This is a genomic window from Streptomyces griseosporeus (assembly GCF_014656055.1).
GTDB lineage: Bacteria > Actinomycetota > Actinomycetes > Streptomycetales > Streptomycetaceae > Streptomyces > Streptomyces griseosporeus.
In genome coordinates this window covers 650,548-662,693 of sequence record NZ_BNBR01000005.1, presented here as the reverse complement: position 1 = coordinate 662,693, position 12,146 = coordinate 650,548, and the positions used below count along the sequence as shown (strand labels likewise).

Genomic DNA, 12,146 nt, shown 5'->3' with positions numbered 1-12,146 from the left:
GAAAACCCCAGGTCGGAGATGATCCGGCCTGGGGTTCCAGTGGAGCCGCTTTCGGGATTCGAACCCGAGACCTACGCATTACGAGTGCGTTGCTCTGGCCATCTGAGCTAAAGCGGCGCGCTGTCCGCACTATGGTGCGATCAGCAACGTCGGTAAGTCTACACAGTTTCCGGGGGTGCTTCGTACCAGCCCCGGTGCCGGCGCTTCCGGGGCTGGTGCGTGGCGGGGCGGGGCACCCGGGCCTGCGCTACGAGCAGCGCTTACCGTTCGCCGGGGGTGTGCCGTGCAGCAGGTACGTGTCGATCGCCGAGTCGATGCAGGTGCTGCCGCGGCCGTAGGCGGTGTGGCCGTCGCCCTCGTAGGTGAGCAGGCGGCCGGAGGACAGCTGGCCGGCCAGGGCGCGTGCCCAGCGGTACGGCGTGGCCGGGTCGCGGGTGGTGCCGACGACCACGATCGGCGCGGCGCCCTTCGCCACGATGCGGTGCGGCTCGCCCGTCGCCCGCACCGGCCAGTACCCGCAGGTCAGGGAGGCCCAGGCGAGGCCCTCGCCGAAGACCGGGGACGCCCTCTCGAAGGCGGGGAGGGACTTCTCCACCGCGTCGGGGCCGTCGAAGGCGGGCGGGAGGTCCAGGCAGTTCACGGCGGCGTTGGCGAACATCAGGTTGCTGTAGCGGCCGCTCGGGTCGCGTTCGTAGTAGCTGTCGGACAGCGCGAGCAGGCCCGCGCCGTCGTTCTGCTTCATCGCCGAGGTCAGCGCGTCGCGCAGTTGCTCCCAGGCCCCCTCGTCGTACATCGCGGCGATCACCCCGGTGGTGGCGAGGGCCTCGCCGAGCTTGCGGCCGTCCGCGTCACCGGCCGGAATGGGCCGGGCGTCCAGCTTGTCGAAGAAGGCCCGCAGGTTACGGCCCGCGTCGGCCGCCTTCGTGCCCAGCGGGCAGTCGGGGTGGCGCACGCAGTCCTGCGTGAACGACCGGAACGCCGTCTCGAACCCCGCCGTTTGGTCCAGGTTCATCCGCCGCGCGTCCAGTGACGGGTCCATCGCCCCGTCCAGCACCAGCCGGCCCACCCGCTCCGGGAACAGCCCGGCGTACGTCGCCCCGAGGAACGTGCCGTACGACGCCCCCACATACGTCAGCTTCGCATCGCCCAGCGCCGCCCGCACGATGTCCATGTCCCGCGCCGCCTCCACGGTGGAGACGTGCCGCAGCAGCCGCGGGGAGTCGGCGCCGCAGCCCTCCGCGAAGTCCTTGTACGCGTCGACCAGCAGGTCCCGCTCGTGCGCGTCGTCCGGTGTCGTGTCGGTCTGCGTGTACGCGTCCATCTCCCGCCCGTCCAGGCATTCCACCGGCTCGCTGCGGGCGACGCCGCGCGGGTCGACGGCCACCATGTCGTAGCGGGCGCGGACCTCGGCGGGGTAGCCGATCGCCGCGTACTGCTGGAGGTAGCCGATCGCCGAGCCGCCCGGGCCGCCGGGGTTGACCAGCAGCGAGCCGAGCCGCTTGCCGGGGCCGGTGGCCTTCTTGCGGGCCACCGCGAGCCGTACATCGCCCGCGGCGGGCTTCGCGTAGTCGAGCGGTGCCTTCAGCGTGGTGCACTCGAAGCCGGGCACGCCGCAGCTGCGCCAGGCCGGGCGCTGCGCGTAGTACGCCGCCAGCTCGCTCGGCGTCGCCGCGGGCAGCGCGGCCAGCGCCGCCGCCCGGGCCGCCGTGGAGGCGGTGGAGCCGTCCGCGCCTCCGGCGGAGCACGCGGAGACGAGGAGGGAGGCGGCGGCCAGGAGGGCCGCTGCGGTGCGGGTCCTGCGGGGGGTGAGCCTTGAGTGCATTACCCGAGCGTAACTCTCCGCAATCGCTCCATGGCTTTGCGTGCAGAACGTGCCTCGTTCGGGGGATGCCGTCAATCGCGGCGGGTTCACCCACCCGTCAGTGGGAGGCGGCGTGCCGGTGGCGCGGCGCAGGCAGGCCGACGGCTCGCTGCATGCCTCTGCCCGATCGCCAGCCTGTGCGTTCCTCAGCCCGGTCGCCGGCCGGCGCGTTCCTCAGCCCGGTCGCCGGACCGGTGCGCGCCTTCAGCCCGGTCGCCGGACCGGTGCGCGCCTTCAGCCCGGTCGCCGGACCGTTGCGTGCCTTCAGCCCGCTCTCAGCGCCATCGTCATCGCCTCCACCGCCAGCAGCGGCGCCACATTGCGGTCGAGGGCGTCCCGGCACGCGCCGATCGCCTCGATGCGGCGCAGCGTCGCCTCGGGGCTGCTGGAGCGGGCGATGCGCTCCAGGGCGTCCTCGGCGTCGGTGTTGGCCATGGCCACGCGGGAGCCGAGCTGGAGGGCGAGGACGTCGCGGTAGAAGGCGGTGAGGTCGGTCAGCGCGAGGTCGAGGCTGTCACGCTGGGTGCGCGTACGGCGCCGCTTCTGCTTGTCCTCCAGGTCCTTCATCACGCCCGCCGTGCCCCGCGGCAGCCTGCCGCCCTGGGCCGCGCCGAGCGCCGCCTTCAGTTCCTCGGTCTCCTTGGCGTCCAGCTCCTCCGCGAGCGCCTTGGCGTCCTCGGCGGCGGCGTCCACCAGCTCCTGGGCGGCCTTGAGGCATCCCCCGACGTCGTCGACGCGCAGGGGCAGCTTGAGGACGGCGGCGCGGCGCTCGCGGGCGGCCGGGTCGGTGGCCAGGCGGCGGGCGCGGTCGACGTGGCCCTGGGTGGCGCGGGCGGCCGCGGCGGCCACGCCGGGTTCGACGCCCTCCCGGCGTACCAGCATGTCGGCGACGGCCTCCACCGACGGCGTGCTCAGGTTCAGGTGGCGGCAGCGCGAGCGGATCGTGGGCAGGACGTCCTCGATCGAGGGCGCGCACAGCAGCCACACCGTGCGCGGGGCGGGCTCCTCGACCGCCTTCAGGACGGCGTTGGCGGACTTCTCGTTCAGCCGCTCGGCGTCCTCGACGAGGATGACCTGCCAGCGGCCGGTGGCGGGGGACGTGAAGGACTTGCGGACCGTGTCCCGCATGTCCTCGGCGAGGATCTGGGTGCCGACCGCCGCGACCGTGGTGACGTCGGCGTGGGTGCCGATCAGCGCCGTATGACAGCCGTCGCAGAAGCCGCAGCCGGGGACGCCGCCGAGCGCGCGGTCGGGGCTCACGCACTGCAGCGCCGCGGCGAAGGCGCGCGCCGCCTGGATGTGGCCCGCGCCGGGCGGCCCCGTGAACAGCCAGGCGTGCGTCATCTTCGACGCCTCGGGCGGCGGCGCGTCCGACGTGGCGGCGGTGACCAGCGCGTCGGCGTCCCGGGCGGCGGCGGCGAGCTGCTCACTCACCCGCTCCTGCCCGACCAGGTCGTCCCACACGGTCATGGGTCACGCCGCCCTTCCAGCACACACAGCCCTGCGATCACGCATCGCACCTTGCGGGATCCATTGTGGACGGTGGCACTGACAACCGCGGTGGCCGACCACTGCCGGCCACCACGCGGCCGACCCGAGGGGCTCAGCGCCTGCGACCCCGCCGGTCGTCGCCGTACTCGTCCTCGTCCCGGTGCGGTCCGAGCAGTTCGTCCGCGAGGGTCGGCAGGTCGTCCAGCGGCGTCTCCTCCGCCCAGTCGGACCGCTGCCGCCTGCGCGGCGCCTCGTCCGGGTCGATCTGCGGCAGCTCGCGGGTGCGGTCGTCGGAGCCGTCCGGACGTGCCGCACCGCTCGGTTCGTCCCGGAAGTAGCCCGGCGGCACCCGGTCGGCGGGGTCCTCCCCACGCACGGGCGGCAGTACGGCGGTCTCGTCGGCCGCGCCCGGCGCCACCGGCGGCAGCACGGCCGTCTCGTCCGCCGCTCCGGGCGGCACCGGCGGCAGCACGGCCGTCTCGTCGTCGCCCCCGGCACCCGGCCGTGCCTGCGGCAGTACGGCCGTCTCGTCCGCCGCGCCGGACGGCACCGGCGGCTGCGGCAGCTCGGCCGTCACCTCGGCGTCCGAGGAGCCGGCGGAGGTGGGCGCCCCGGGGAAAGCGTGGGTCCCGTCGGCGGCACCCGCCGAGCCGGACGCGCCCGCGGCCCGCCCCGGGCCGGTCTCCCGGGCCAGGTCCTCCGGCTGCACCACCGGCGTCGGCACCGTCGCCGCGTCCGGCGTCACCGCCGGAGGCTGCGGCCTGGGGCCGGCCTGGGCCGCCGCCGCGGCCTGTTCGGCGGCACGGCGGGCCTCCTCGGCGCGCAGCAGGGCCTCCTCGGCCTTGCGCTGCTTCTCCAGGCGCTGGGCCTCGGCCTCGGCGCGCAGCCGCGCCTCCTCCTCGGCCTGCCGGCGGCGGCGCTCCTCCTCGGCCTTGCGGCGGGCCTCCTCCTCGGCGCGTGCCTTCTCCTCGGCGAGGAGCCGCTGCCGCTCCTCCTCCGCGCGCCGGCGTGCTTCCTCGGCCCGCTGCCGGGCCTCCTCGGCCTGCCGTTCGGCCTCGCGCCGCTGCGCCTCCTCCAGCTCGCGCCGCTTGCGCTCTTCCTCCTCGGCGCGCAGCCGGGCGAGCTGCTCCTGGCGCTCGCGCTCCAGGCGCTCCTCCTCGGCCTTGCGGGCGGCCTCTTCCTCGGCCTTGCGGCGGGCCTCCTCCTCGGCCTTGCGGCGCGCCTCCTCGCGGGCCTGGATCTCGGCCTCGGACAGCGGCAGCACCTGGTCGAGCCGGTGCCGGATGACGGTGGTGACGGCCTCGGGCTCCTGGCCCGCGTCGACCACCAGGTACCGGCCGGGGTCGGCGGCGGCCAGCGTCAGGAAACCGGAGCGCACGCGCGCGTGGAACTCCGCCGGCTCCGACTCCAGCCGGTCCGGCGCCTCGGTGAACCGCTCGCGCGCCTGCTCCGGCGCCACGTCCAGCAGCACAGTCAGGTCCGGCACCAGCCCGTTGGTCGCCCAGCGGTTGATGCGGGCGATCTCGGTCGGCGACAGATCGCGGCCCGCGCCCTGGTAGGCGACGGAGGAGTCGATGTACCGGTCGGAGATCACGACCGCGCCCCGCTCCAGGGCGGGCCGTACGACGGTGTCGACGTGCTCGGCGCGGTCGGCGGCGTACAGCAGCGCCTCCGCGCGGTGGGACAGGCCCGCCGACGACACGTCCAGCAGGATCGACCGCAGCCGCTTGCCGACCGGCGTGGCGCCGGGCTCGCGGGTGAGGACGACCTCGTGGCCCTTGCCCCGGATCCACTCGGCGAGCGCCTCGGCCTGGGTGGACTTGCCGGCGCCGTCGCCGCCCTCCAAGGCGATGAAGAAGCCGGTGCCCGCGGGCGCCTGCACCGGGTCGTCGCCGCCGAGCAACGCGTCGCGCAGGTCGTGCCGCAGCGGCACGCCGGAACGGTCGTCGACCTTGGCCAGCACCAGCGCGGCGACCGGCAGCAGCAGCGCGCCGACCAGCATCAGCGTGAAGGCGGCGCCGCCGTGCGCGAAGACGAACTTGCCGCTCTCCAGCCGGTGCGGCCCGATGAGCGCGGCGACCAGCGGCGCGATCACCGCGCCGAGCGCCACGAAGACCCGTACGACGGCGTGCAGGTGCTCGGTGGTGCGCGTGCGGCGGTGGTCCTCGGCCTCCTGGTCGAGCAGGGTGTGCCCGGTGTTGGCGGCCACGCCCGCGCCGACGCCGGCCAGCGCCAGGATCAGCAGCACGCTGGTGACGTCCGGGACGAGTCCGGCGGCGAGCAGGGCGACGCCGGTGAAGGCGATCGCGAGGGCCAGCATCCGGCGCCGGGACAGCGCGGGGACGATCGAGGGCGCCGTACGGATCCCGGCGACGACACCGCCGGTGACGGCGAGCACCAGCAGGCCGTACAGCACCGGGCCGCCGCCGAGGTCCTTGGCGTGCAGCACGGCCACGCCGACGGCCGCGGCGACCGCCCCGGCGACGGCGGCGCAGGCGAGCACCAGCAGCGGGATCGCGCCAGTACGGCCCCGGTCGACGCCCGCGGCGGTCTTCGGGCGGCGCAGCCCCTCCAGCGGTGACCGCGCGCGCGGGGTGCGCGTGCCGGGCAGTTCCAGGAAGGTCAGCACGGACAGGGAGGCGGCGAACAGTCCCGCCGCCACGTACGAGCCGAGCGCGGCCTGGTGCTGGGCGAACCAGTCGATGCCGGAGCCGAGCAGGTTGTTCAGCAGTCCCGCGACGACGAGCGCGGCGGCGGCCAGCGGGACCGCGACGAAACCGGTGCGCAGGGAGAGGCGGCGCAGGGCGTCCATGTGGTCCGGCAGCGGCCGTACCGTCGCGCCCTCCAGCGGGGGCGCGGGCAGCAGCGCCGGGGCCGCGCTCTCGCGGCACACCGTCCAGAAGCGCTCCGCGACCGCGGTGAGGAAGACCGTGACCAGGAGGAAGGCGAGGGCGTCGTCCGGTGTCCAGTCGATCCACAGCGGCGCCACGATGAGCAGCGCGGCCCGCAGTCCGTCCGCGCCGACCATGGTCCAGCGGCGGTCGAGCGGGCCCTCCTGGGAGGTCAGCGCGGTGAGCGGCCCGAGGAGGACCGCTCCGAACAGCAGCGTGGCCAGGATGCGCACCGCGAAGACGATCGCCACTGCGAACGCCACGCCGCGGTAACCGCCGCCGAAGGAGCCCTGCACGAGCGCCGCCTGCAGGGCGAGGACGACCAGCACCAGCAGCGCGAGGGTGTCACCCACTCCGCTCACCAGCTGTGCGCTCCACAACCGCTTGAGCTGCGGATGGCGCAGCAGAGCGCGAACGGCGCGCTCGCGGGAGTCCGCTACCAGGGCGTCGTCGGGGGCCGGGTGGTGGGCCGTTGGCTGCTCGGCTCGGGTCATGCTTTCAGCCTATCGGGCGGTACCGACAGCCTGAGCGGTCCGCCCGAACACGCGCGCGCCCCGGCACCTCTTCGGTACCGGGGCGTTCGTTTTGCGAACACGCGGGACGTGCCGCGAGGAGCGCGGGACCGGCGCCGACCCGGCCCGGTGAAGATCCGGTGCCGGTCCGGTGCCGACCGGGTGTCGCGCCGCTTCTTGGCCGTCAGTCCCCGGGCGTCAAGCCTCGGCCGTCAGTCCTCGGCCGTCGCCTTGGACGCCGCGGTCTTCTTCGCGGTCGTCTTCTTGGCGGTGGTCTTCTTCGCCGCCGTGGTCGTCTTCTTCGCCGCGGTCTTCTTGGCCGTGGTCGTCTTCTTGGCGGTGGTGGTCTTCTTGGCCGCCGCCTTCTTCGCCGTCTTCTTGGCCGGGCCCTTGGCGCGCTTCTCGGCGAGCAGCTCGAAGCCGCGCTCCGGGGTGATCGTCTCGACGCTGTCGCCGGAGCGCAGGGTCGCGTTGGTCTCCCCGTCCGTGACGTACGGCCCGAAGCGGCCGTCCTTGACGACGACCGGCTTCTCGCTGACCGGGTCGGTGCCCAGCTCCTTCAGCGGCGGCTTGGCCGCGGCGCGACCGCGCTGCTTCGGCTGGGCGTAGATCGCCAGCGCCTCTTCCAGCGTGATCGTGAAGAGCTGCTCCTCGGACTGCAGCGACCGCGAGTCGGTCCCCTTCTTCAGGTACGGCCCGTAACGGCCGTTCTGCGCGGTGATCTCCTGGCCCTCGGCGTCGGTGCCGACGACGCGCGGCAGCGACATCAGCTTGAGCGCGTCCTCCAGGGTGATCGTGTCCAGGGACATCGACTTGAACAGCGAGGCCGTCCGCGGCTTCACGGCGTTCTTGCCGGTCTTCGGCGTGCCGTCGGGCAGCACCTCGGTGACGTACGGGCCGTAGCGGCCGGCCTTGGCGACGATCGGGTGGTGCGGCGGCTCGGGGTCGGTGCCGAGCACGCGCTCCCCGCTGCCGTTGGCCAGCAGTTCCTCGGCCAGCTCGGTCGTCAGCTCGTCCGGCGCCAGGTCGGCGGGGACGTCGGCGCGCTGGTGCTCCTCGGTGTCCTTCTCGCCGCGCTCGACGTACGGGCCGTACCGGCCGACGCGGAGCACGATGCCGTTGCCCACGGGGAACGACGACACCTCGCGCGCGTCGATCGCGCCCAGGTCGGTCACCAGCTCCTTGAGGCCGCCGAGGTGGTCCCCGTCGCCGTTGCCGGCGTCGGCCGCGGTGCCGTTGGTGGTGCCCTCGCCGAAGTAGAACCGCTTCAGCCACGGCACGGCCTGGGCCTCGCCGCGGGCGATGCGGTCGAGGTCGTCCTCCATCTTGGCGGTGAAGTCGTAGTCGACGAGCCGCCCGAAGTGCTTCTCCAGGAGGTTCACCACGGCGAAGGACAGGAAGGACGGCACGAGGGCCGTGCCCTTCTTGAACACATAGCCGCGGTCGAGGATCGTGCCGATGATCGACGCGTACGTCGACGGGCGGCCGATCTCGCGCTCTTCCAGCTCCTTGACCAGGGAGGCCTCGGTGTAGCGGGCCGGGGGCTTGGTGGCGTGCCCGTCGACCGTGATCTCCTCGGCGCTGAGCCGGTCGCCCTCGGTGACCTGCGGCAGGCGGCGCTCGCGGTCGTCCAGCTCGGCGTTCGGGTCGTCGGCGCCCTCGACGTAGGCCTTGAGGAAGCCGTGGAAGGTGATCGTCTTGCCGGAGGCGCTGAACTCGACGTCCCGCCCGTCGGCGGCCGTACCGGCAATCTTGACGGTGACGGAGTTGCCCGTGGCGTCCTTCATCTGAGAGGCGACGGTCCGCTTCCAGATCAGCTCGTACAGCTTGAACTGGTCGCCGGTCAGGCCGGTCTCCGCGGGCGTGCGGAAGCGGTCGCCCGAGGGGCGGATCGCCTCGTGCGCCTCCTGCGCGTTCTTCACCTTGGCGGCGTAGGTGCGCGGGGCGTCCGGCAGGTACTCGGCGCCGTACAGCTGGGTGACCTGGGCGCGGGCGGCGGAGATCGCCGTGTCGCTCAGCGTCGTGGAGTCCGTACGCATGTACGTGATGTAGCCGTTCTCGTACAGCTTCTGCGCGATCTGCATGGTCGCCTTCGCGCCGAAGCCGAGCTTGCGGCTCGCCTCCTGCTGCAGCGTCGTCGTACGGAACGGGGCGTACGGCGAGCGGCGGTACGGCTTGGACTCGACGGACCGCACGGAGAACTGGGTGTTCTCCAGGGCGGCGGCCAGGGCGCGGGCGTTCGCCTCGTCGAGGTGGAGGGTGTTCGCGCTCTTGAGTTGTCCCAGGGAGTCGAAGTCGCGGCCCTGCGCGACCCGCCTGCCGTCGACGGTCTGCAGGCGGGCGACCAGCGACGACGGGTCCGAGGAGTCACCCGCGCGGCCGGTCGCGAAGGTGCCCGTCAGGTCCCAGTACTCAGCAGAACGAAACGCGATGCGCTCGCGTTCCCGCTCCACGACGAGCCGTGTGGCGACGGACTGGACGCGGCCCGCCGACAGCTTCGGCATGACCTTCTTCCACAGGACCGGGGACACCTCGTAGCCGTACAGGCGGTCGAGGATGCGGCGGGTCTCCTGCGCGTCGACCAGCTTCTGGTTGAGCTGGCGCGGGTTGGCGACGGCGGCCTGGATGGCGGACTTGGTGATCTCGTGGAAGACCATCCGCTTGACGGGGACCTTGGGCTTGAGGACCTCCTGGAGGTGCCAGGCGATGGCCTCGCCCTCGCGGTCCTCATCGGTGGCGAGGTAGAGCTCGTCGGAGTCCTTCAGGAGGTCCTTGAGCTTCTTGACCTGGGCCTTCTTGTCCGCGTTGACCACATAGATCGGCTGGAAGTCGTGTTCGACGTCCACGCCGAGGCGCCGGACCTCGCCGGTGTACTTCTCGGGCACCTCGGCGGCGCCGTTGGGGAGGTCGCGGATGTGCCCGACGCTCGCCTCGACAACGTATCCGGGGCCGAGATAGCCCTTGATCGTCTTCGCCTTGGCAGGCGACTCGACGATGACGAGTCGGCGGCCGCCCTTCGCGGTCTCGCTGGTCGGGGACAACTTCGCTCTTCTCTCCGGTCGACGCTGGGGCCTCCCCAGGCCTTGGTCCCGGGGTCGGACGGTGGTGACGCTGCGGAGTGTGACGGTACATCCCGCCCCCGTGTCAAACGGGAAAAGCCCGCAACGGCCACTCGAACGGTAACCCGACTACCACCATTCCTGCCGCCCGGACTGGTCAGCGGACTTTTCGGGCCGCCCGGAGCGTGATCTCTCACTTACCGCCGTGCGGTACGGCGGTCGCCGACCGCGGCCGTGCTCACAGCCGCGTCAGGCACCACGCCCCGAGCGTCAGCGCCGCCACCGAGACGAGAGCCGCGAGGGTCGCCGATGCGATCGGGTTCACACCGTGGGCCACCGGCTCCCGTCGCCGCAGCCGTGCCCCGGTCCAGGCGAGCAGACCCGCCCCGAACAGGCCGAACACCAGGCCCGTGAAGATCGCCGGTCCGCTCTCCATGGCTCCCCGTGCCCCTTTTTCTCCGTCCCCGAGTGCCCCGCCGCGGGGAGAGTGACACGCGCGGGCGGCGCCCGGGCGAACCGGAGGTGAACGGCGGACCGACGCGCCGGTGACCGACCGGGGAGGCGTCGGGAGACCTTCCGACGCGGGGGTGTGGCAACGCGATCACTGGCCGTGGAACACGGCGCGAAATCATCGGCTTACGGGGCGTGTCCAGGGCGGGCGTGCGGTCCCACATGTCCCGTCACGCCACATCGACCGCACCCGCCCCACCTCTCACAGGCGGGCGAGTGCGCGGTGTGTGGCAGAAGACACGGACGGCGGGGACTCGCGGAGGAGGTGGACCGCGGCGCCTCCGCCTACGCCGGATCCAGGAACCCCTGTTCCACCAGCAGCCGGATCTGCGCCGGTGTGCGGTCGCGCAGCACGACCGGGTCCTCTCCCATCAGCTGGGCGATGGCGTCCAGGATGCGGCCGGCGCTGAGGGTGCCGTCGCACACGCCGGCGAAGCCCGCGCCGACGGTGTCGACCTTGGTGGCGCGGCGCATGCCGCGGTGCTGGCGCAGCACGACGTGCTCCGGGTCCTCGGCGCCCGGCAGCCCGACCTGCTCCTGCACGACTTCCCCGGCCAGCTTGAAGTGCGCCGCGAGCAGCGCCGCGTCGTCGTGCGAGCGGAGATAGTCGAGGCGCTCGAAGTGCGCGCGGACGGTGTCGCCGAGCGGCTGCTCGACCGGGTGCGGCCACTCCTCGACCGTCAGGGTCGGCTCCGCGGCCCCGGTCCTGCGCAGGGTGATCCAGCCGAAGCCGACCGCCTTGACCTTGCGTGCCTCGAACTCGTCCAGCCAGGCGTCGTACCGCGCCTGGTACTCCGCCGGGTCCCCGCGGTGGTCACCGGCGTCCCTGAGCCACAGCTCGGCGTACTGCGTGATGTCCTGCACCTCGCGCTGGACGATCCACGCGTCGCACCCCCGCGGCACCCATGACCTGAGTCTGTCCTGCCAGTCCTCCCCTTCCACGTGCTGCCAGTTGGCGAGGAACTGCGCGAACCCGCCCTCGTTGAGCCGTTCCCCCGCCTCCTGAACGAGCGAGCGGCACAGATCGTCCCCGGCCATCCCGCCGTCCCGGTACGTGAGCCGGGCGCCGGGCGAGATCACAAATGGCGGGTTGGACACGATCAGGTCGAACGTCTCCCCGTCCCGGACCGGCTCGAACAGCGAGCCCTGCCGCAGGTCCGCGGCCGGTGCGCCGGACAGGGCGAGGGTGAGCGCGGTGATGTGCAGCGCGCGCGGGTTGAGGTCGGTCGCCGTCACGCGCGTGGCGTGTTGTGCGGCGTGCAGGGCCTGGATGCCGGAGCCGGTGCCGAGGTCGAGTGCGGAGGCGACGGGCGTACGGACGGTGATGCCGGCCAGCGTCGTGGACGCGCCGCCGACGCCGAGGACGACGCCCTCGTCGTGGCTGCCGATGCCGCCGGCCCCGCCGACCGCGCAGCCGAGGTCGGAGACGATGAACCAGTCCTCGCCGCCGGGTCCGCCGTACGGCCGTACGTCCACGGTCGCGGCGACCTCGTCGCCCCCGGTGCGCGTCAGCCAGCCCGCCTCCAGGCAGGCGTCGACGGGCAGCACGTCCGCCACGCGCGCGTGGGGCACCGGTTGCTGGAGCAGGAACAGCCGTACGAGGGTCTCCAGCGGCGTGTCCCCGCGGGTCGCCCGCAGCGCGGGAACGGTCTCGCTGCGGGCGAGCGCGGCGTACGCGGGGGCGCCGAGCAGGTCGAGCAGGCCGTCGGCGGTGAAGGACGCCCCGAGCAGGGCGTCCCGCAGCCGTACGGCGATGTCGGGGCGGTCGGCGGAGGGCAGGGGGGACGAGGTGGTCTCACTCACGCACCCCATTGTGTCCCGC

6 protein-coding genes and 1 tRNA gene are annotated in these 12,146 nt (G+C 73.5%); all 7 read right to left on the bottom strand.

Annotation, left to right across the window (positions count from 1 at the left end; all coding sequences use genetic code 11):
• Positions 1–40 precede the first annotated feature (40 nt).
• The 7 genes from IE308_RS26120 to IE308_RS26090 all read right to left on the bottom strand — a co-directional run bounded on the left by IE308_RS26120 (position 41) and on the right by IE308_RS26090 (position 12,136).
• Positions 41–117 (bottom strand) — tRNA-Thr (locus tag IE308_RS26120).
• A gap of 130 nt (positions 118–247) precedes the next feature.
• Positions 248–1,822 (bottom strand): alpha/beta hydrolase, encoded by a 1,575-nt coding sequence (locus IE308_RS26115; RefSeq protein ID WP_190219766.1) that lies wholly within the window; start codon positions 1,820–1,822, stop codon positions 248–250.
• A gap of 303 nt (positions 1,823–2,125) precedes the next feature.
• The gene (locus IE308_RS26110; RefSeq protein ID WP_190219765.1) at positions 2,126–3,331 is read right to left on the bottom strand and encodes a DNA polymerase III subunit delta'; all 1,206 of its coding nucleotides are present in this window, start codon (positions 3,329–3,331) and stop codon (positions 2,126–2,128) included.
• A gap of 133 nt (positions 3,332–3,464) precedes the next feature.
• On the bottom strand, positions 3,465–6,737 hold the full coding sequence (tmk, locus tag IE308_RS26105; protein WP_190219764.1) for a dTMP kinase: 3,273 nt from the start codon (positions 6,735–6,737) through the stop codon (positions 3,465–3,467).
• Between the two features lie 230 nt (positions 6,738–6,967).
• Complete coding sequence (gene topA / locus IE308_RS26100; protein WP_190219763.1) at positions 6,968–9,796, bottom strand: type I DNA topoisomerase; 2,829 nt, start codon at positions 9,794–9,796, stop codon at positions 6,968–6,970.
• A 256-nt stretch (positions 9,797–10,052) separates the two neighbouring features.
• The gene (locus IE308_RS26095) at positions 10,053–10,250 is read right to left on the bottom strand and encodes a hypothetical protein (protein ID WP_190219762.1); all 198 of its coding nucleotides are present in this window, start codon (positions 10,248–10,250) and stop codon (positions 10,053–10,055) included.
• Between the two features lie 359 nt (positions 10,251–10,609).
• Positions 10,610–12,136 (bottom strand): DUF7059 domain-containing protein, encoded by a 1,527-nt coding sequence (locus tag IE308_RS26090; protein ID WP_229909091.1) that lies wholly within the window; start codon positions 12,134–12,136, stop codon positions 10,610–10,612.
• Between the last annotated feature and the right edge of the window lie 10 nt (positions 12,137–12,146).